Raw genomic sequence first — 20,281 nt, 5'->3', positions numbered from 1 at the left:
AGTGCGACAGGCGTCAGCCTTACTCGACCTTCCAGTCGCCGTTGACCACCTTCACTATCACACCGGTTTCATTGGTGTAGCCCCAGTGGTCGTCCTTGGTCCAGTTCATTACGCCTTGCGACAGAGGCGTGCGGCCCATGGTTTCCAGCGCGTCGCGCAGCGCGGAGCGGAACTCCTTGGTGCCGGGCTTGGCCTTCTTCAGCGCCATGGGGATGATTTTTTCCAGGATGATCTCGGCATCAAAGGAGTGCGCGGCAAACTGGTTGCGGCTGCCCGGGCCGTAGCTCTTCTCGTACTTCTGCACGTAGTCCAGGGCCAGCTTTTTGGAGGGATTGCTGTCGGGCAGCTGCTCGGGTGCGATGACCGGGCCGGAGACCACGTAGGCGCCGTCGATGTCCTTGCCGCCCACGCGCATCAGGTCGCGGGTGGCGGCTGCGTGGGTTTGGTAGATCTTGCCCTTGTAGCCGCGCTCGACCACGGCCTTTTGCGGCATGGCCGCACCGCTGCCGGAAGCGGCGATCAGGATCGCATCGGGTTGGGTGGACACCAGCTTCAGGGCCTGTGCGGTGGCGCCGGTGTCGGTGCGTGCAAAGCGCTCGGAGGCAATCACCTTGATGCCGGCTTTCTCGGCCACCGCAGTGAACTCCTTGAGCCAGCTCTCGCCGTAGGAGTCGGTGTAGCCCAGGAAGCCTACGGTTTTTACGCCCTGCTTCTTCATGTGCTCGACCACGGCATAGGACATCACGGCCGTGGACTGCGGCAGGCGAAAGCTCCAGAAGTCCTTGCCGGGCTGCAGCGGGGTGGGGGAGGCCACCAGCTGCGGCGTTTCTGTCTCAAATGCCACGCCCGCGACCGCGATGCCCACCGGGGTGGCGGCCGAGCCGATCAGCAGGTCTACCTTGTCGTCCGACACCAGGCGGCGCGCGTTCTTCACACCGTTGGTGGGGTCGGTGGCGTCGTCGAGCACGATGACGTTCAGCTTCTCGCCGGCGATGGTTTGTGGCCACAGCTTCATTTCGTTGGCCATGGGAGTGCCCAGGCCCGAGGCGGGGCCAGTCAGAGGCAACACCACGCCAATGGTGACGTCGGCCAGCGCCAGGCCGGATGCCATGGATGCCGCCAATGCAATGGCTGTGAGGGTGGATTTGGGTGCGTGGTGCAAGGTTTGTCTCCAGGTGTGTGGGGGGGGTCCCAGCCACGGTGCAAGGCTGGGCACATCTTTATGGTTCTTTACTATAGTTATAAAAAATAACCATAACAAGGAGAAAAATGGGTTTGTGTTAGGGGCTTTCCCTGATTGTTGGTATGGGCGTGGCGCAGCGTATGGGCTCCAACTGCAGTCCCGCTACACGCCACAATCGGGCATGCCCAATGACATTTCATCCCTCACACAGGCTCTGCGCGACTTTGCTGCCGCGCGCAATTGGGAGCCATTCCATTCACCCAAAAACCTGGCTGCCGCCCTCAGCGTGGAGGCTGCCGAGCTGCTGGAGCATTTCCAGTGGCTGACCGAGGTGCAAAGCCGCGAGTTGGCTGGCGACAAGAAAGCCGAGGTGGCGGCCGAAGCGGCCGATGTGCTGCTGTACCTGCTGCAGCTGTGCGACAAGCTGGACATCGACCTGCTGGACGCCGCCCGGCGCAAGATGCTGGTCAACGCGGTGAAATACCCCGTGCCGGCTTCAAACTGAAGTCTGCTATTGAATGCATAGCTGCTCGCGCTTACTCAATTTGCGCTACGGCCTGATTCAATGCTTGTCTCGGGGCTCTGATAATGGTCACCGGGTGGGTACTTTTCTACAAGGATTGCGGCGTTGAAAACACTGGTGCTGGGTGGTTATGGGAATTTTGGCGCGCGTATCTGTCGGGCTTTGGCGGGTGACGCCGCGATGCAGCTGTGCATAGGCGGCCGTGACCTGCAGCGGGCCCAGGCTTTGGCGCAGACATTGGGCCATGGCGTGCAGGCGGTTGCCGTGGACCATTCGGCACCGGATTTTGCTCAGACCCTGCGTCGTATGGGGGTGGAGTTGCTGATCCATACCGCTGGGCCGTTTCAACAACAGGATTACGCCGTAGCCCAGGCTGCCGCTGAGGCGGGAGCGCATTACCTGGACCTGGCCGATGGCCGTCGTTTCGTGTGTGATTTTCCGGCTGCGTTGCAGGCCCGTTTTGTGGCTGCCGAGCGCGTGGCGGTGTCGGGCGCCAGCACGGTGCCGGCTTTGTCGTCTGCCGTCGTGGAGCACCTGTGCCAGGGTTGGCAGCGCATAGATACAGTGGATATATGTATTGCCCCGGCGCAAACGGCGCCCCGGGGCAAGGCCACCTTGGCCGGGGTGTTGAGTTACTGCGGGGCGCCCATTTCTGTCTGGATGGAGGGGCGGTGGACGTCTTTGCTCGGCTGGGCACAACCCGCACGGGTGCAGTTTGCCCGCTTGCGTCCCCGTCTGGGTGCCTTGTGTGACATTCCCGATCTGGAGCTGTTTCCCGCCCGCTACCGGGTGACGCAGCGCGTCATGTTCCGGGCAGCGCTGGAGCTGCGTTGGACCCAGCGGGTTTTCGCGCTGCTGTCGGCGCTGCGGGCACGTGGACTGCTGCCTGCGCCGGACCGCCTGGCGGGCGTGCTGAACCGGACTGCCAGATGGTTTGATTTTTTGGGAACCGCCCTGGGCGGCATGGTGGTGCGGGTGCAGGGCCTGGATGCTGCCGGTCAGCCCGCCCATCGGGTCTGGCATATTGCGGCCGACCATGACCATGGTCCGGAAATTCCCTGCATGGCTGCCATTTTGCTGGCCCGCCGATGGGCCCGAGGCGGGCTGCCAGCTGCGGGTGCATTGCCTTGCATGGGCTTGTTGGATCTGGCGGAGTTTTCGCCCGAGTTCGCGCGCTGGGGCATGGTGACCGATGTGCTGGAAGACACACCAGCCCGTATGCCATGACACTTTCCCGGAGTGATCTTGTCTTGCTGCGTTACAGCCTGGTGTTTGTCTGGCTCGCCACGGCGTTGGTGAGTGTGTGGGAGCTGCGGGGGCAAAGTCTGGGTTTGCTGGCCGTGGCGGGCATACACAACCCGCTTGTGGCCCAGGGGCTGGTCTGGGCCGGGGCGGGTGCGGACCTGGTACTGGCGGTGGCCATGTGCTGTAAGCCTGGTCGTGTCACGTACGGGGCGGCACTCCTACTTATGGCCGTCATGACCCTGGTGGCCACGGTGCTGGATGCATCGCTGTGGCTACATCCGCTAGGGCCTCTGACGAAGAACGTACCGATTGCGGCTGTGTTGTGGGTATTGGCGAAGGCGCGGATATGAGTTGGTATTTGACGATCAAGTGGCTGCACATCCTGTCCAGCGTGGTGCTGGTGGGTACCGGCTTTGGCTCGGCTTTCTATTTCTTTTGCGTCAACCGTACGCGCAACCTGGCGGCGCAGGCCGAGGTGGCGAAGCTGGTCGTGCGGGCCGACTGGTGGTTCACAACGCCCACGGTCGTGGTCCAGCCTGCCACCGGTTTGTGGATGGCCCACTTGGCTGGGTGGCCATTGACCACGCCCTGGCTTGCCTTGTCCTTGGCTTTGTTTGTGTTGGCGGGCCTGTGCTGGCTGCCCGTTGTGTGGCTGCAGATTCGGATAGCTAGCCTTGCGGACCAAGCCGTACGTGAAGGGAGCAGCCTGCCGGTGATCTACTGGCGTTACGCCCGCTGGTGGGAGGCCTTGGGCTACCCGGCATTTCTGGCGATGCTGGGTGTTTTTTATTTGATGGTGGCCAAGCCCGCATGGGAGTAGTAGGAACAACGCGGTGCCAGCAGCACGTCGAGACTTGCTATTGAAAAAATAGCTGCTAGCGCAGGTGTTAATTGCGCTAGAGCCTATTTTCTATAGAAATATGCAGCGGGGCCAGGCTGCACCGTAGGGCCGCTCAGGACAGGCGCAGTGGGGCCTTGCCTGCCAGGGCTTGCGGGGCGGTGTGGGCTGCCGACGTTGCCAGCTTGAAGGTATCCACTACCTGGGTCAGCTGGGTGGCCTGCGTTGTCAGGCTCTGGGCGGCTGCAGCGGACTGTTCTACCAGCGCAGCATTTTGCTGGGTCATCTGGTCGAGCTCGACTACCGCCGCGCTGACCAGGTCGATGCGCTCGGACTGTTCGGACGAGGTGGACGTGATTTCCCCGATGATGTGCGACACCCGCTGCACCGAACCGACGATTTCGGTCATGGTTTTGCCGGCGTTATCGACCAGACGCGAGCCTGCGTCCACGCGGTCCACGCTGGCCGCGATCAGGCCCTTGATCTCCTTGGCGGCGTCGGCGCTGCGTCCGGCCAGGTTGCGCACCTCGCTGGCCACCACGGCAAAGCCGCGGCCTTGCTCGCCTGCGCGGGCGGCTTCCACGGCAGCGTTCAGGGCCAGGATGTTGGTCTGGAAGGCGATGCCGTCAATCACGCCGATGATGTCGGCAATCTTTTTGGAGCTGCTGTTGATCTCGTCCATGGTGCTGACGACCTGGGCCACGACCTGCCCACCGCGTGCCGCGACTTCGGCGGCCGATGTCGCCAACTGGTTGGCCTGGCGGGCGGAGTCGGCGGACTGCCGCACGATGCCGGTCAGCTCCTCCATGGAGGCGGCGGTCTGCTGCAGATTGCTGGCAGTGTGCTCGGTGCGCTGGCTCAGGTCCTGGTTGCCGTGGGCGATTTCCACCGCCGCGGTACTGATGTTCTGCGTGGTGTCGCGCAGATGGGCCACGGTGCTGGCCCAGCGGCTGCGCATGCTCTCCAGGCGGCGTAGCAGCTGGCCGGTTTCGTCCCGGCTGCTGGATTCGATAGCGTGCGACAGGTCGCCCTCGGCCATGCGGTCGGCCTCTTCCACGGCGTGGCGCAGCGGCAGCTTGACGGAGCGGGTGATGAACCAGGCGGCGCCGATGCCAAAGCTGATGGCCAGGCAGGCCACTATCAGCAGCACCTGGATGCCGCTTGTGGCCTGCTGCACCACGTCCGCCTGGTTGTCAGAGATTTGCTGCGCGGCGTTCTGCTGGAGTGCGTCTATGGTGCGCAGCCAGGTGTCCTGCGATGCGCTCCAGGCCTCCAGATTGGTACGCAGCTCCAGGCGGATGAGTACCGCAATGTCTTGCACGGCGCTGGCCGAGCCGGCTTTCTCAATCGCCGACAGGAAGATGGTGGATGCATCCTTGCGCGCCGCCTCCAGGCTGGTGAGCTGCTTCTTCTCTTCGTCGGTATCGGCCCGCTGGGCCAATTGCTTGGACTGCTTGTCATAGCTGTCGTAGGCGCCGGCCAGGCGTTTGTATTCTTTTTCCAGGTCTTCTGGTGTGGTCAGGATCGCCAGATTGCGCATGGACATGGCGGTCTGGTTAACCTGTTGCCTCATCTGGTCCACCAGCGCCACTTTGGGGCTGAGCACTTCGCTGATGGTGGCTACGCGGTGTCGCGTGTTCTGCATGCTGACCAGCGAGACAGCGGTAATGATGGCCAGCAAGCCCACCATGACGCCAAAGCCGATGGACAGTCTGCGGGAAATGGTGGCGTTGCCGATGAAGGGTAGTTGCATAGTCGTTTCAAAAGGAGATGTAAGCCGGTGTTTGCCCGGCTTGCAAGGCGAGGTGGCACTGCCCGGCACAAAAAAAAGGGGCTGCGCTGCAGCCCCAAGAATCTAGAACACCGGGTGGCCGGTAATGATCGACGGCAGCCAGGTAGAGAACGATGGCACATAGGTCACCAGGTTGATGGCTATCCATATCGCCAGGTAGTAGGGCCAGGCGGTTTTGGTTGCCTCACCAATCGATATATTGCCTATGGCACACCCCACGAATTGAACCGTACCCACCGGCGGATGCACCAGGCCGAGCGCGCAATTCAGCAGCAGCATCATGCCGAACTGCACCGGGCCCACACCCATCTGGATTGCCAGCGGCAGGAACAGCGGCGTGGTGATCAGGATGTGCGCCGCCATGTCCAGGAAGATGCCCAGAAAGATCTGGATGATGTTGATGTACAGCAGCATCAGCCAGGGCGTGGTGGTGGCGTGCAGCAGGGCCGCCTCGATCGCATCTGGAATTTCCAGGTAGGCCATTTGCCAGCGCAACATGTTGGACACACCGATCAGCAGCAGGATCACGCCCGTGGTTTTGGAAGCCTTCTTCAGCGACTTGATCAGTTTTTCCTTGCTCATGGTGCGGTAGATCGCCGACGTCAGCAGCAGCGAATAGGCCACGGCAATCGCCGCTGCCTCGGTGGCGGTGGTGACGCCGCCCATCACGCAGCCCAGAATCACCACGATCACCATCAGGCCGGGGATGGCCGCGATGAAGGTCGTCAAAACTGCGTACCAGCCGGGGAATTTCTCCAGCATGGACGAGCCGTCAGCCCGCTTGGGGAAGCCGTTCTTGTTGGCCTGCCAGTAGGCGGCGATCAGCATGCAGACCATGATCCAGAACACCGGGATCAGCCCGGCAAACATCAGGTCGCCAATGGACACGCCGCGGATGGGGTGGCCGTCGATCATGCCGCTGGCAGCCTGGGCCGCAAACGCGTAGATGATCATGTTGTGCGAGGTGGGCATCAGCGCACCGGTCAGCGATGCGTGGGTGGTCACGTTCACCGCGTAGTCGGCGCTATAGCCTTCACGCTTCATGATTGGGATCATCACGCCGCCCATGGCCGAGGTGTCGGCGATGGGAGAGCCCGAGACACCGCCAAACAGCGTGCTGGCCATCACGTTGGCCAGGCCCAGCCCGCCCTTCATGTGGCCGACCAGGCTGCGTGCGAAGTTCAGGATCTTGTCGGCAATGCCGCCGTGCAGCATCAGCTCGCCAGAGAAGATGAAGAACGGAATCGCCAGGAACGAGAACACGTTCATGCCAGAGACCATCATCTGCATGGCGGTGGCCAGGGGCAGGCCCTCTACCGCAAAGGTGGCCAGGCAGCTTAGACCGATCGCAAAAGCGACGGGCACGCCCAGCACGAGGAAGAGCACGAAGCTCAGGGAGAGTACAGCGAGTTCCATATTCAGACGGTGGTTTTCTTCAGGAACAGCGCCAGCAGGTGCTTGACTGAAAACAGGACGATGAGGACACCCGCAATCACCGGGGGCAAATAGCGGAAGGCTTCGGAAATGCCCAACGTGGGAATGGTGTCGTGCCGGGTGGATGTAGCCATGTGTTCGCAACCCCACAGCAGTACTAAGGCAAATGTGATGGTCAGCAGTTCGACCAGCACGTGGCATACGAACTGCCCCTTGGCGGGTAGCAACTTGACGGCAGAGTCCAGGCCGATGTGGCCGACATCATGCACGCCCGCAGCGGCGCCGAACATGGCGACGGAGATGACCAGCAGCAGGGCGACCTGTTCCACATACGGAGGCGCGTCGTTGAATGCGTAGCGCATCACGACGCCGTAGATGACCACCAGGCCCAGTGCGGCCAGGCAGACACTGGCCAGGCGCAGCACCCAGTTGGACAGGTGCGCGTTGATTGAGTTGAATAATTCCATGGTGCGGCTTTGGCACGGCTTTGCCGCCGCGCCCAGGAGCACGGCGGCAGAAGCGATTTACTTGACGTTGACGATCTCTTGCACCAGAGCCTTCAGCTCAGGCGTGCCGGCGAACTTGTCCCAGATGGGCTTTTCCACGTCCACAAAGCTCTTCTTGTCGATCTCGGTGGCGGGCACGATCTTGGCGCCACTCTTCAGCACGGCTGCACGGGCTTCTTTTTCCTTGGCGTCCCACAGGCCTACGTAGTAAGGAACGGAGGCCTTGGCGGCTTTGCGCAGTGCGGCTTGTTCGGCGGGAGTCAAGGTGTCCCAGATCTTCTTGGAGAACACCACGATTTCGGGCGTCATGACGTGCATGGTTTCAGAGAAAATCGGCGCCGATTCGAAATGCTTGGTCTCTTCGTACGAAGGCAGGTTGTTTTCCGCTGCGTCCACCAGGCCGGTTTTCAGGCCGGTGTAGACCTCGGCAAAAGGCATGGGGGTGGGGGAGGCACCCATGGCGTTCACCATGGCCACCATCAGGTCCGAGGGTTGCACGCGGATCTTGATACCCTTCATGTCGGCCACGCTCTTGATGGGCTTCTTGGCGTAGATGGAGCGCTGGCCGCTTTCATACATGGCCAGGCCGATAAAGCCGGCTTTTTCAAACGAGGCCAGGATTTTGTCGCCCTGGGCGCCGTAGATGGCCTTGCGGAAATGCTCCACGTCACGGAACAGGAAGGGCAGGGATGGCACCATGGATTCGGGCACGATGCCGTTGAAGGTGGTCAGGCTAACGCGCACCATGTCGATGGCGCCGATCTTGACCTGTTCCACGGTGTCTTTCTCGGAGCCCAGCGCGCTGTCGCTGAATACCTTGATGTTGTCCTTGCCGCCGGTGTCCTTGCTCAGCTCTTCGCCCATGAACTTCACCGCCATATTGGTGGGGAATTCCTTGGCGTGCACATCGGCCGAGCGGAAGTTGCGGGCCGAAGCCTGGCCGCTGACGACGCAGAAAGCGGCTGCGGCGATCAGGCTGAGAATTTTGCGATGGTTTGTCTTCATGGATTTTCCTGGTTGAGGCTTTGGGATGGCTTATTGATCAGTCATCCTACAACTCAAACTATAAAAGTAACAAAGGGTAAACCCGGATTGTGCCTTATCTTAGTCCTTGGGGGCGTCCAGCGGCTGGCTTTTGCGCAACCTTTCACGGCTATTCGACAAGTGGGTGCGCATGGCCGCGCGGGCGGAGTCGCTGTCCTGATCGCGTATGGCGTGGTAGATGCTCTCGTGCTCGCCATGGACCTTTTGCAGGTAGGCCAGGCGGCCCTCGGGCACGTTTTGCAGTGTATTGATACGGGTGCGCGGGATGATCATGGTGCCCAGGTAGGTCATCAGATCGGCAAAATGCTGGTTGCCTGTGGCGCGGGCCACCTCCATATGGAACTGGAAGTCGGCCGGCACGGCGTCCGAGTCCTGCGGAATGGCGTTCTTGAAGTTCTGCAGCGCGGTTTCCAGCTGGGTCAGATTGGTTTGCGTGCGGCGCTGGGCTGCCAGGCCGGCGGCCTCGGTTTCCAGGCTGATGCGCAGCTCCAGCAGGGCGATCACGTCGGCCACGGTGGCAAAGTCTTCGGGCGCAATCTTGAAGTTGCGGGTGTCGGGCGGCTCGATCACGAAGGTGCCTATGCCGTGCCGTGTTTCCACCAGGCCCGAGGCTTGCAGCTTGGACAGGGCCTCGCGCACCACGGTGCGGCTGACATCAAAGCGGGCCATCAACTCCACCTCCGTGGGCAGCTTTTCGCCTGGTGGCAGCTGGCCTTGGCGGATGGTGGCGGCCAGCGTGTCTACGATTTCAGTGACCAGGCCCCGTGGACGTCGGGCGCGGGGAATGGAGGCTGCCGGTGTTTCGCTGTTGTTGTAAGTGCCGGTGTGGGTGGCGGAGGCCATAAAAAATCCTTGACACGGAGAGAGTAGGTTATGAGAATCTATGTTGTCAGACAACGTACGACTGATGTGTGGAGCTGCTGGCCCACTGTATAGCAAAGCCTTTGGCAAAGTCCAGCAATAGACGCCAAAGAACACCAAACTGGTGTTTACACGGAGATCGGGACAAACATGGTCATCAAAGTGCACGAAAAAATCCTGCTTACAGGCGCCGCTGGCGGCCTGGGCAAGGTACTGCGCGAAAGCCTGAAACAAAACTGCACCACTCTGCGTCTATCCGACGTGGTGGACTTCGGCCCCGCGGCCGCGGGCGAGGAAATCATGCTCGCCGACCTGGCCGACGCCGCCGCGGTAGACGCCATGGTGCAGGGCGTGGAAGCGATTGTGCACATGGGTGGCAAGTCGCTGGACGGCCCGTTCGGCCCCATCATGCAGGCCAACATCCTGGGCGCCTACAACCTGTACGAGGCGGCCCGCAAATTCGGCGTGAAGCGGGTGGTGTTCGCCAGCTCCAACCACGTCACCGGCTTTTACCGCCAGGACGAAACCATTACCGCCGATGCACCCGCCCGACCGGACGGCAACTACGGCCTGAGCAAAGCCTTTGGTGAAGACCTGGCGCGCTACTACTTTGACCGCTACGGCATCGAGACCGCTTGCGTGCGCATAGGCTCGTCGTTTGCCGAACCCAAGGACCGCCGCATGCTGGCGACCTGGCTGAGCTTCAACGACCTGCACCGCCTAGTCACCGCCTGCCTTACCACGCCAGCGCTGGGCTTCACCATCATCTTCGGTATGTCCAACAACCCGGTCACCTGGTGGGACAACTCCCGCGCCCGCCATGTCGGCTATGTGCCGCAGGACAGCTCGGAGGTGTTCCGCGAGGCCGTATATGCGCGGACCCCGCCGCCGGATTTCAACGACCCTGCAGCCTTGCACCAGGGCGGCGCCTTTGTGCGCATGGGCCCGTACGAAAAATGAGTACGGCACACGCCATTGCCAGCACCCGCGACCGCGTGGGCGAATGCCCGGTGTGGTCGGTGGCCGAGCAGGCCCTGTACTGGGTGGACATCGAAGGCCGCCAGATCCGCCGCTGGACTGCCGCCACCGAGCAGGTCCAGAGCTGGACCCTGCCCGAACGCGTGGGCTGCATCGCCCTGGCCGCCGCCGGTGGCGTGGTGGCCGCGATGGAAACCGGCATTTACGCCGTGCAGCTGGATAAGGCAGAGCCCAGCCTGCGCTGCCTGGCCAGCATCAGCCACCCCGCACCCGGCATGCGCTTCAACGACGGACGCTGCGATACGCAGGGCCGCTTCTGGGTCAGCACCATGGTGATGGACATGGGCCTGGCTTCGCCGCTGGGTGCCATCTACTGCCTGGACGGCAAGGGCTTGAGCACTGCGCGGATGGACGGCTTCATCACCCCCAACGGCATGGCTTTCAGCGCGGATGGGCGCACCGGCTATGTGTCTGACTCGCACCCCAGCGTGCAGAAGATCTGGCGCTTTGCGCTGGACGCAGACGGCATGCCCGGCCCGCGCGAGTTGTTTGTCGACATGCAGCCCCTGCCGGGTCGCCCCGACGGCGCTGCGCTGGACGTAGAAGGCCATTACTGGATCTGCGCCAACGACGCCGGCCTGGTGCACCGCTTCGACCCGCAGGGCCGTTTGGTGGCATCGCTGGAGGTGCCGGTGGCCAAGCCCTCGATGTGCGCCTTTGGCGGGCCAGACCTGGATGTGCTGTATGTGGCCTCCATCCAGCCCGGCAATGTAGACCCCGCGAATCCAGGTTTGAACGGCGCCGTGTTCGCGCTCAAACCCGGTGTGCGCGGCCTGCCAGAGCCGCTTTTTGTATAGCAAAAACTGCTGGATAAAACATGCCTCCGCCGCAGATGAATCCAGCGCCAGGCGCTATCTAAAAAATAGCAATTTTTTTGTAAACCCTTTTTCCACTGAGACATAACCATGACACCCCAAGACCTCAAAACCATCATGGGCTCCGGCCTGCTGTCCTTCCCCATCACCGACTTCGACGAGCAGGGCGAATTCCGCCCCAAGACCTATATCGAGCGTCTGGAATGGTTGGCACCCTACGGCGCCAGTGCGCTGTTCGCAGCGGGTGGCACGGGTGAATACTTCTCGTTGGCCGGGGCCGAGTACAGCCAGGTTATCAAGACTGCGGTGGACACCTGTCGTGGCAAGGTGCCGATCATTGCCGGCGCCGGTGGCCCAACCCGCATGGCTATCGCCCACGCACAGGAAGCCGAGCGCCTGGGTGCCCACGGCATTCTGCTGCTGCCGCACTACCTGACCGAAGCCGGCCAGGAAGGCCTGATCGAGCATGTGGCGCAGGTCTGCAACAGCGTGAAGTTCGGCGTCATCGTCTACAACCGCGACCGCACCAAGCTGACCCCCGCATCGCTGCGCATCCTGGCTGACCGCTGCCCGAACCTGATTGGCTTCAAGGACGGCGTGGGCAACATCGAAACCATGTCCTCCATCTTCATGGCCATGGGCGACCGTTTTGCCTACCTGGGTGGCTTGCCGACCGCTGAGGTTTATGCAGCGGCCTACAAGGCGCTGGGCACGCCGGTGTACTCGTCGGCCGTGTTCAACTTCATCCCCAAGACCGCGATGGAGTTCTACCACGCGGTGGCCGCTGACGACATGGCTACCCAGCACCGCCTGTTGAAGGAGTTCTTCATGCCTTACCTGGGCATTCGCAACCGTGTCGAAGGTTACGGCGTAAGCATCATCAAGGCCGGCGCCAAGATCGTCGGCCACGACGGTGGCCCCGTGCGCGCTCCATTGAGCGACTTGAAGCCTTCCGAGGTGGAAGAGCTGGCCGCGTTGATCAAAAAGCTGGGCCCACAGTAAACCACCATGACCCAAAAACACGACAACTACATTAATGGCGCCTGGGTCGCAGGTGCGACCTATGCCGCCAACGTCAACCCGTCCAACCTGGGCGATGTGATTGGCGAATACACCCAGGCGGATGCGGCCCAGCTGGACGCAGCCGTGCAGGCGGCCCAGGCCGCTTTCCCCGCCTGGTCCACCGGCAACATCCAGGCCCGTGCCGATGCGCTGGACAAGATCGGCACCGAAATCCTGGCCCGCCGCGAAGAGCTGGGCACGCTGCTGGCCCGTGAAGAAGGCAAGACCAAGGGAGAAGGCATTGGCGAAGCCACCCGCGCCGGCAATATCTTCAAGTTCTTCGCCGGAGAATGCCTGCGTTTGACTGGTGAAACTGTGCCTTCGGTGCGCAGCGGCGTGGGCGTGGAAATCACCCGCGAACCGCTGGGCGTGATCGGCCTGATCACCCCCTGGAACTTCCCCATCGCCATTCCCGCCTGGAAGATTGCCCCGGCCCTGGCCTACGGTAACTGCGTGGTCTTGAAGCCTGCCGATCTGGTGCCGGGTTGCGCCTGGGCCCTGGCCGAGATCATCAGCCGCAGCGGCATTCCTGCCGGCGTGTTCAACCTGGTGATGGGCCGTGGCTCCGTCATTGGCGACCCGCTGGTGAACCACCCCGGTGTGTCGGCCATCAGCTTCACCGGCTCGCAAGGCGTGGGCGCCCGCATCGCCCAGCAGTGCGCGCTGAACCTGAAGAAGGTGCAGTTGGAAATGGGCGGCAAGAACCCGCAGGTCATTCTGGACGACGCCGACCTGGCCCAGGCCGTGGAGCTGAGCGTGCAAAGCGCGTTCTTCAGCACCGGCCAGCGCTGCACGGCCTCCAGCCGTCTGATCGTGACCGAAGGTATTTATCCGCAGTTTGTGGCCGCCATGCAGGCCCGTATGGCCAAGCTGAAGATCGGCGACGCCCTGGCTGCCGGTATCGACATTGGTCCGGTGTCTTCGCTGTCGCAGCTGCAGCAAGACCTGGACTATGTGTCCATCGGCCAGGCAGAAGGTGCGCGGCTGCTGGCCGGTGGTGAACGTCTGCAGCGCGATACCGAAGGCTTTTTCATGGCCCCGGCGCTGCTGACCGACACCACGGCGGCGATGCGCATCAACCGCGAAGAAGTGTTCGGCCCGGTGGCTAGCATCATCCGCGTCAAGGGCTATGAAGAGGCATTGGCCGAGGCGAACAACACGCCATTCGGCCTGGCCGCTGGCATCGCCACCACCAGCCTGAAATACGCCACGCACTTCAAGCGCCACAGCCAGGCTGGCATGGTGATGGTGAATCTGCCAACCGCGGGTGTGGACTACCACGTGCCGTTTGGTGGCCGCAAGGGCTCCAGCTTTGGCTCACGCGAGCAGGGCCGTTATGCGCAGGAATTCTTCACCACGGTAAAGACCGCCTACACTTTCGCCTAAGATTTCGCCTGAGAAAAAGGGCGACAACAAGGGCGACACAATGCACAAGGTATTACTGTTTGGTGAATGCATGCTGGAACTGCAAGGCGAGGCCTTTGGCAGCATGCACCAGGGTTTTGGCGGCGACACGCTGAATACCGCCGTCTACCTTGCGCGTTGTGCGACGGGATTGCAGGTCTGCTATGCCACCGCGCTGGGGGATGATGGCCTGAGCGCCGGCATGCTGCAGCGCTGGCAGGCCGAGCGGCTGGATGTGTCGCTGGTGCAGCGCCTGCCGGGCCGCATGCCCGGGCTGTACCTGATCCAGGTGGATGCCCAGGGCGAGCGCAGCTTCAGCTACTGGCGCGACAGCAGTGCGGCCAAAGCGTATTTCGAGGCCGCCATCACGCCGCTGGAGGCTGAGGCGGACAGCCTGGATGCCTTCTACATCAGCGGCATCAGCCTGGCCATCCTGCCGCCGGCTGGGCGGGAGCGCCTGTTTGCACTGATGGGCCGCCTGCGCGCACGCGGCGCCACGGTGGTATTCGACAACAACTACCGGCCGCGCCTATGGGCCAGCCGTGAAGAAGCCCTGGCAAACTTTGACCGAGCCTACGCCCTGGCCAGCATCGCCCTGATCACTGCCGACGACGAGCAAGCCCTGCGCGGCTTGCCCACGCTGCAGGCGGCGGTAGACACTGCCCAGGCACTGCCTTGTGCCGAGGTAGTGGTCAAGCGAGGTCGCGATGCAACCCTGGCACGCAGCGCATCAGGCGTGCTGGAGGTGCCAACCGAGCGGGTCGACAAGGTGGTGGATACCACGGCTGCAGGGGATTCATTTGCCGCCGGCTACCTGGCCGTGCGCCTGCAAGGCGGCAACATGGCCGACGCGGCACGGCATGGCAACCGCCTCGCGGGCCGGGTCATACAGTACCGCGGCGCGCTGATTCCGCAGGACGTGATGACCGACCTGGTGCTATCCAAATAGTAGCTACTTGCACAGGTATTACCTGCGCTCGCGGCCTATTTCGCTTTTAAAGCGGTGACTTCGATTTCTATCTTCATGCGCGGGTCCAGCAGGCCCGCCGTAATCACCATGGCCGCCGGCTTGGCCCGGCCCAGGTAACGCCGCAGCACCGGCCAGCAGGGTTCAAAGTCTGCGGCCAGGGGCAGCACATAGTTCACCCGCACGACATCGTCCAGGCTGGCTCCGGCCTGTTCCAGCGCCGCCTGGATGTTTTTCAGGCACTGCTCGGCCTGCGCCACCACGTCGTCCGAGATGGTCATGCTGGCGTAGTCAAAGCCGGTGGTGCCGGAGACAAACACCCAGTCGCCGTGCACCACGGCACGGGAGTAACCGATCTGTTCTTCAAAAGGTGAGCCGGAGCTGATGTGTTTGCGTTGCATGGTGAGAGCGTTGGTTTAGGGAATCAGAATGTTAGACACGGCCTGGGCTATCGCCAGGCAGCTGGTCAAGCCCGGCGACTCGATGCCGAATAGGTTGACCAGGCCCGGTACGCCGTGTGTCTCCGGCCCCTGGATGATGAAGTCTTTGGCCACCTCATGCGGCGCTTGGATCTTTGGGCGTATGCCGGCGTAGCCAGGCTGCAGCGCGCCATCGGCCAGACCGGGCCAGTACTTGCGTACCTCGGCGTAAAAGGCCGCGCCGCGCGCCGGGTCCACCTGCAGGTCGTCTGGGTCGTCCACCCACTGCACATCGGGGCCGAACTTGGCCTGGCCGCCCAGGTCCAGCGTCAGGTGCACGCCCAGACCTGCAGCCTGCGGGGCGGGGTAGACCAGGTGCCGGAACGGCGCGCGCGCATTCAGCGTGAAGTAGTTGCCCTTGGCGTAATAGCTGGGCGGCACGTGCCGCGCATCCAGTCCTGTGCAGTGCCGGGCCAGCGACTGGGCTTGCAGGCCGGCGGCGTTGACCACGCTGCGGGCCTGTATGCGCGTGCCGTCTTTTGCTTCCAAAATAAGAGCGCCTTGCGTAGATTCCATCTGCGCCAGCGGCGTATTCAATGCCACAAGCCCGCCCGCGTGCTCCAGGTCGGCCTGCAGCGCCAGCATCAGCCCATGGCTGTCCACAATGCCGGTGCTGGGCGAGAGCAGGGCGCCCGCGCATTCCAGCTGCGGCTCCAGCACCAGGGCGGCGGCGCGGTCCAGCTGCACCAGGTCGTCCACGCCATTGGCCAGGCCTTGGGTACGAATGCTGTGCAGCAGTGCCATTTGCGTGGTGTCTGTGGCGACGATGAGTTTGCTGCAGCGCCGGTGGCCAATGCCACGCTCGGCGCAGTAGGTGTACAGCAGTTGTTTGCCCTGCACGCAAAGCTGCGCTTTGAGTGAACCGGTAGCGTAGTAAATGCCGGCGTGGATGACTTCGCTGTTGCGTGAACTGGTGCCGGTGCCAATGGCGGATTCTGCCTCCAGTACCAAGACCTCACGCCCCCGTAAGGCCAGGGCCCGCGCTACCGCTAGGCCGACCACGCCGGCTCCGATGACGACGGCGTCTACCGTCTCCATCTCAGTGCAGCGTGTCGCGCCGGGCCAGACCCGGGAACAGGCGCAGCCACAGGGCCGCGACCACCAACGTGCCTATGCCGCCCAGTACCACCGAGCCCACCGGGCCCAGCAGCGCGGCCGTGGCGCCGGACTCGAATTCGCCCAATTGGTTGGACGCACCGATGAACACCGAATTCACAGCGCTGACCCGGCCCCGCATTTCGTTGGGCGTTTCCAGCTGCACCAGGGTTTGGCGCACCACCACGCTGACCATGTCGGCACTGCCGGAAATGCCCAGCACCACCAGCGACAGCAGCAGGCTGGTAGACGCACCGAACACCACCATGCACAGCCCGTACACGCCCACGGCCAGCAGCAGGGTACGGCCCACACGGCGTTGTAGCGGCCAGCGGGTGAGGGCGATGGACATGGTCAAGGCACCCACGGCCGGAGCGGCGCGCAGCAGGCCCAGGCCCCAGGGCCCGGTGTGCAGAATATCCTTGGCAAACATGGGGAGCAGCGCGGTGGCACCGCCCAGCAGCACGGCAAACAGGTCCAGTGACACGGCGCCCAGAATCGGCTTGTGTTCCCAGATGAAGTGCACACCGGCCAGCACACTTTTCAACGTCATGGGCTCGCGCGGCGGCGGTACATGGTCGTAGCGTAGGCCGTTGAGCAGCAGCACGCTGATGCCAAACAGCAGCACACCTGCGGCATAGACCGCACTGGCCCCGGCCAGAAAGATGGCCCCACCCAGTGCTGGGCCGCCTATGGTGGCCGCCTGGTTACCAGCTGAGCTGAGTGCCATGGCACGCGGCAGCAGGGCTGGCGGCACCAACAAGGGTGTCAAGGCCTGCTGTGCCGGCATCTGGAAGGCCCGCGCCGCGCCCAGCAGTAGCGACACGAACAACAGCCAGCTGCGGCTGACCCATTCTTCATGCGTGACCAACAGCAGTGACAAGGCCACCAGGGCCTGCACAGCTACGCAGCAGGCCACGATGCGACCCCGGTGCACCCGGTCGGCCACATGGCCGGCCAGCAGCGACAGCAGCAGGGCGGGCAGAAACTGCAGCAGCCCGACCAGGCCCAGGTCCCAGGCGCTGCCGGTTAGGTCATACATCTGCCAGCCCACGGCCAACATCAGGATCTGGCTGCCCAAGGTGCCGAAGATGCGGGCAATCCAGAGTCGGACGAAGGCGCGGTGTTGGAACAAGTCGGGCAATGGGGGCCTTCGTGCGGGCAAGAATAGGTGCTATTGAATTGAGAGCTGCTGGCGCAGCTATTACCTGCGCTGGCGGTCGATTTTCTTTAAACCCTAGTGCAGGGTCTCGCCGTCGGGTGCGCCGGGCGTGATATTGAAAAAGCTGGCGCCTGTGCTGCCACGGCCGATTTCTTCCTCGGTCGCTTCGCGCACGTCTTCCACCCGCAGTTTCAGGCGCAGGGCAATGCCGGACAGCGGATGGTTGCCGTCCAGCACCACATGCTCGGGGTAGATTTCGGACACGGTGTACAGCACGTCCTGCGGGATGTCGGGGCTGGTGCCTTTGGGCAGTGCCGTGCCTTCGAAGACCATGCCTTCTTCCAGTTCGCTGGGGAACAGATTGCGTGCTTCCAGGAAGAGCAGCTGGTCGTTGAAGTCGCCAAAAGCGTCTTCAGGCTCCAGCTGCAGCTCGACCACGGAGCCCGGCGCCAGGCCGATCAGCGCTTCCTCGATCTTCTTCAGCAGGTCGGAGCCACCGACCAAAAATTCGACGGGTTCGTCCAGGACGTCCAGCTCTTCGCCCAGGGTGTCTTTCAGCGTCCAGGTCAGGGCTGCGACGCATTGTTGTGTGATTTCCATAGGAGAATTGTCGCAGTTTAGGCACCCGTCCTGACCACGCACACAAGGAAAACCATGGACGTTACCCAGATTCTGCCCCTGCTCGGTGGCATCAGCCCGCAGCAGTTTATGCAGCGCTACTGGCAGAAAAAACCTTTGTTGATCCGCCAGGCCATCCCCGGCTTTCAGGCTTTACTGGACCGCAGTGCACTGTTTGCGCTGGCCGAGCAGGAGGAAGTCGAGTCGCGCTTGGTGACCCAGGACAAGGGCCAATGGAAGATGAAAACCGGCCCGTTCCAGCGCCGCGCTTTGCCGGCCCTGAAGACCCCGGGCTGGAGCCTGCTGGTGCAGGGCGTGGACACCCATGCTGCCACCGTGCATAAGTTGCTGCAGCAGTTCCGCTTTGTTCCCGATGTGCGCCTGGATGACCTGATGATCAGCTACGCCACCGACGGCGGCGGTGTCGGCCCGCACTTTGACAGCTACGACGTGTTTCTACTGCAGGCCCACGGCCAGCGCCGCTGGCGCATTGGCCGGCAAAAGGATTTGACGCTGGTGGAGGGCGCACCGCTGAAGATATTGGCCGAATTCACGCACGAGCAGGAGTTTGTGCTGGAGCCGGGCGACATGCTCTACCTGCCGCCGCGTTATGCGCATGACGGCGTGGCCATCGGCGAGTGCATGACCTACTCCATCGGATTTCGGGCGCCCAGCCGCGGTGAGCTGGCGCGCGAGCTGCTGCAGCGCATGGCCGAGGAGGCCGATGACGTGGTGGGCGAGGCCTTGTATGGCGATGCCGGTCAGCCCGCGACCGAAAATCCGGGTGCCATTCCGGCATCTTTACAAGACTTTGCACAGTCTGCATTAACGGCTTTGCTGGACGACCCGCAGGCCTTGCAATGCGCTTTGGGCGAGGTTTTGACCGAGCCCAAAGCCAAGGTCTGGTTCGATCCGCAAGAGCTTTCCGGGCCGCTGGAAAACGTTGTGTTGGACCCGCGCACCCGCATGGTCTACGACGCCCACCACATCTTCATCAACGGTGAAAGCTACCGCGCCTCGGGCAAGGATGCGACCCTGATGCGCCGCCTGTCCGACCAGCGCCGGCTAGATGCCAAAACCCTGGCCAAAGCCAGCACCGACGCGTACTCGCTGCTGGTGTCGTGGTGCGAATCGGGCTGGGTGCACACGGGCTAAGGTCGTATGGACACGCTATCTGAACCTGTTTTACCGCAGCGCCCCCAGGGGCGTTTTCTGGGGCGCGTGGCCTTCCAGCAACTGGTGCGTGACGCCTTTGCCTGTGCTGCGCACGAGGGCTGGCGCGAGATTTTCATCTCCGACAGCAACTTTGAGGACTGGCCTCTGGGCGAGCGCGCTGTCTGCACGGCATTGCAGTCCTGGGCCCGCTCGGGACGGCGTTTCACCATGCTGGCCCAGAATTTTGATGAAGTGGTGCGCCGCCATGCGCGCTTTGTGGAGTGGCGCGTGACCTGGTCGCACTTGGTGGAGTGCAGGGCCTGGCGCAGTGCCGATCCGTTGGAGTTGCCCAGCGCGCTGTACAGCCCGGAATGGATGATGCGCCGCCTGGACCCGCTGCATTGCAGTGGTTTGAGCACGGAGGATGCCGCGAGCCGCATCCAGTTGTATCAGACCCTGGATGCGAGTTGGCATAAAGGCAGCCCGGCGTTTGCGTCGTCGGTGCTGGGTTTGTGATCTGGACTGTTGGTTTTTCCGCTAAGGGTATTTAGGCATTGCGAAAGAAAAAGCTTATAATTTAAGGCTGAGTTGAAAGAGCTCGAGTGCTTTCACTCGGTCGCACCGACATACTGTATGTGCTGACGATTTCCGGAAATTGTTTTCCCATCTAAGGAATTTTCTAATGAACAAGTCTTATGTACTCGCAGCTCTGATGGCTGCTGCTGCTCTGGCCGCTTGCGGTAAAAAAGAAGAGCCAGCTCCTGCTCCCGCACCTGCTGTTGAAGCACCTGCTCCTGCTCCAGCACCTGCTGCTGACGCATCTGCTCCTGCACCTGCTGCTGACGCATCTGCACCTGCTGCTGACGCTGCTGCTGCAGCTGCTGCTGCTGCTGCCAGCGCTGCTTCGAAGTAATTCGTTACTCGAAACATTAAAAGCCACCGCAAGGTGGCTTTTTTTTGCCTGTTTGATGCCCGGTGGGCTTAGAACGTGTTCACGATCTTCTGAGCAGCAGGGCCAAGAAAGCCAGGTGGACAAACTGCAGGCTGGTGTTGATGTGGC

General features: G+C 62.5%; 22 protein-coding genes. 12 read left to right on the top strand and 10 right to left on the bottom strand.

Going from position 1 to position 20,281, the window contains the following annotated elements; genetic code table 11:
* Positions 1-19 precede the first annotated feature (19 nt).
* Positions 20-1,111 (bottom strand): ABC transporter substrate-binding protein, encoded by a 1,092-nt coding sequence (locus AC07R0_RS25445; protein ID WP_495107000.1) that lies wholly within the window; start codon positions 1,109-1,111, stop codon positions 20-22.
* Positions 1,112-1,364: 253 nt separating this feature from the next.
* Here AC07R0_RS25445 and AC07R0_RS25440 point away from each other — a divergent pair, with 253 nt between their 5' ends.
* From AC07R0_RS25440 to AC07R0_RS25425, 4 genes are all read left to right on the top strand, one after another.
* Positions 1,365-1,688, top strand: a complete 324-nt coding sequence (locus AC07R0_RS25440) for a nucleotide pyrophosphohydrolase (protein WP_495106987.1) — start codon at positions 1,365-1,367, stop codon at positions 1,686-1,688.
* Positions 1,689-1,811: 123 nt separating this feature from the next.
* Positions 1,812-2,933: a saccharopine dehydrogenase family protein gene (locus tag AC07R0_RS25435; RefSeq protein ID WP_495106986.1), complete on the top strand. Its 1,122-nt coding sequence runs from the start codon at positions 1,812-1,814 to the stop codon at positions 2,931-2,933.
* Positions 2,930-3,301, top strand: coding sequence for a DoxX-like family protein (locus AC07R0_RS25430; RefSeq protein WP_495097203.1), 372 nt, complete (start codon positions 2,930-2,932; stop codon positions 3,299-3,301). The genes AC07R0_RS25435 and AC07R0_RS25430 overlap by 4 nt, the downstream gene beginning before the upstream one ends.
* A complete protein-coding gene (locus AC07R0_RS25425) occupies positions 3,298-3,771 on the top strand; it encodes a DUF2269 family protein (protein ID WP_495106985.1) in 474 nt (157 codons plus the stop codon). The genes AC07R0_RS25430 and AC07R0_RS25425 overlap by 4 nt, the downstream gene beginning before the upstream one ends.
* 133 nt (positions 3,772-3,904) lie before the next feature.
* Here AC07R0_RS25425 and AC07R0_RS25420 read toward each other — a convergent pair whose 3' ends face one another.
* The 5 genes from AC07R0_RS25420 to AC07R0_RS25400 all read right to left on the bottom strand — a co-directional run bounded on the left by AC07R0_RS25420 (position 3,905) and on the right by AC07R0_RS25400 (position 9,408).
* Positions 3,905-5,542: a methyl-accepting chemotaxis protein gene (locus AC07R0_RS25420; protein ID WP_495106984.1), complete on the bottom strand. Its 1,638-nt coding sequence runs from the start codon at positions 5,540-5,542 to the stop codon at positions 3,905-3,907.
* Between the two features lie 102 nt (positions 5,543-5,644).
* On the bottom strand, positions 5,645-6,997 hold the full coding sequence (locus tag AC07R0_RS25415; protein ID WP_495076602.1) for a TRAP transporter large permease: 1,353 nt from the start codon (positions 6,995-6,997) through the stop codon (positions 5,645-5,647).
* A 2-nt stretch (positions 6,998-6,999) separates the two neighbouring features.
* Positions 7,000-7,482: a TRAP transporter small permease gene (locus AC07R0_RS25410; RefSeq protein WP_495076601.1), complete on the bottom strand. Its 483-nt coding sequence runs from the start codon at positions 7,480-7,482 to the stop codon at positions 7,000-7,002.
* Between the two features lie 57 nt (positions 7,483-7,539).
* Positions 7,540-8,526 carry a TRAP transporter substrate-binding protein gene (locus tag AC07R0_RS25405; protein ID WP_495076600.1) on the bottom strand — a complete coding sequence of 329 codons (987 nt, stop codon included), beginning with the start codon at positions 8,524-8,526 and terminating at the stop codon, positions 7,540-7,542.
* A 99-nt stretch (positions 8,527-8,625) separates the two neighbouring features.
* Positions 8,626-9,408: a FadR/GntR family transcriptional regulator gene (locus tag AC07R0_RS25400; protein ID WP_495106983.1), complete on the bottom strand. Its 783-nt coding sequence runs from the start codon at positions 9,406-9,408 to the stop codon at positions 8,626-8,628.
* A 168-nt stretch (positions 9,409-9,576) separates the two neighbouring features.
* On the opposite strand from AC07R0_RS25400, the gene AC07R0_RS25395 reads away from it, so the two are divergent.
* The 5 genes from AC07R0_RS25395 to AC07R0_RS25375 all read left to right on the top strand — a co-directional run bounded on the left by AC07R0_RS25395 (position 9,577) and on the right by AC07R0_RS25375 (position 14,694).
* The gene (locus tag AC07R0_RS25395; protein ID WP_495106982.1) at positions 9,577-10,386 is read left to right on the top strand and encodes an NAD-dependent epimerase/dehydratase family protein; all 810 of its coding nucleotides are present in this window, start codon (positions 9,577-9,579) and stop codon (positions 10,384-10,386) included.
* Positions 10,383-11,261 carry an SMP-30/gluconolactonase/LRE family protein gene (locus AC07R0_RS25390; protein WP_495106981.1) on the top strand — a complete coding sequence of 293 codons (879 nt, stop codon included), beginning with the start codon at positions 10,383-10,385 and terminating at the stop codon, positions 11,259-11,261. Before AC07R0_RS25395 ends, AC07R0_RS25390 begins: the two co-directional genes overlap by 4 nt.
* 108 nt (positions 11,262-11,369) lie before the next feature.
* Positions 11,370-12,281, top strand: a complete 912-nt coding sequence (kdgD, locus tag AC07R0_RS25385) for a 5-dehydro-4-deoxyglucarate dehydratase (RefSeq protein ID WP_495076596.1) — start codon at positions 11,370-11,372, stop codon at positions 12,279-12,281.
* 6 nt (positions 12,282-12,287) lie between these two features.
* On the top strand, positions 12,288-13,727 hold the full coding sequence (locus AC07R0_RS25380; protein WP_495097199.1) for an aldehyde dehydrogenase family protein: 1,440 nt from the start codon (positions 12,288-12,290) through the stop codon (positions 13,725-13,727).
* Between the two features lie 40 nt (positions 13,728-13,767).
* Positions 13,768-14,694, top strand: coding sequence for a sugar kinase (locus tag AC07R0_RS25375; protein WP_495106980.1), 927 nt, complete (start codon positions 13,768-13,770; stop codon positions 14,692-14,694).
* 35 nt (positions 14,695-14,729) lie between these two features.
* Here the strand turns inward: AC07R0_RS25375 and AC07R0_RS25370 are convergent, their stop codons facing one another.
* The 4 genes from AC07R0_RS25370 to AC07R0_RS25355 form a co-directional block, all read right to left on the bottom strand.
* On the bottom strand, positions 14,730-15,113 hold the full coding sequence (locus AC07R0_RS25370) for a RidA family protein (RefSeq protein WP_495106979.1): 384 nt from the start codon (positions 15,111-15,113) through the stop codon (positions 14,730-14,732).
* Positions 15,114-15,128: 15 nt separating this feature from the next.
* Positions 15,129-16,229, bottom strand: coding sequence for an NAD(P)/FAD-dependent oxidoreductase (locus AC07R0_RS25365; protein WP_495106978.1), 1,101 nt, complete (start codon positions 16,227-16,229; stop codon positions 15,129-15,131).
* A 1-nt stretch (position 16,230) separates the two neighbouring features.
* The gene (locus tag AC07R0_RS25360; RefSeq protein ID WP_495106977.1) at positions 16,231-17,430 is read right to left on the bottom strand and encodes an MFS transporter; all 1,200 of its coding nucleotides are present in this window, start codon (positions 17,428-17,430) and stop codon (positions 16,231-16,233) included.
* A 93-nt stretch (positions 17,431-17,523) separates the two neighbouring features.
* Complete coding sequence (locus tag AC07R0_RS25355) at positions 17,524-18,048, bottom strand: FKBP-type peptidyl-prolyl cis-trans isomerase (RefSeq protein WP_495076589.1); 525 nt, start codon at positions 18,046-18,048, stop codon at positions 17,524-17,526.
* A 54-nt stretch (positions 18,049-18,102) separates the two neighbouring features.
* On the opposite strand from AC07R0_RS25355, the gene AC07R0_RS25350 reads away from it, so the two are divergent.
* The 3 genes from AC07R0_RS25350 to AC07R0_RS25340 all read left to right on the top strand — a co-directional run.
* On the top strand, positions 18,103-19,221 hold the full coding sequence (locus tag AC07R0_RS25350; protein ID WP_495106976.1) for a JmjC domain-containing protein: 1,119 nt from the start codon (positions 18,103-18,105) through the stop codon (positions 19,219-19,221).
* Between the two features lie 6 nt (positions 19,222-19,227).
* Positions 19,228-19,737: a hypothetical protein gene (locus AC07R0_RS25345; protein WP_495106975.1), complete on the top strand. Its 510-nt coding sequence runs from the start codon at positions 19,228-19,230 to the stop codon at positions 19,735-19,737.
* Positions 19,738-20,000: 263 nt separating this feature from the next.
* Positions 20,001-20,281, top strand: a 281-nt coding sequence (locus tag AC07R0_RS25340) for a hypothetical protein (RefSeq protein ID WP_495106974.1), incomplete at its 3' end; no start/stop codon positions are given.

The sequence above is a fragment of the Rhodoferax sp. GW821-FHT07F03 genome (assembly GCF_059418745.1).
Note: the sequence above shows the minus strand (reverse complement) of the source record. Positions and strands in the feature narration are given on the sequence as shown.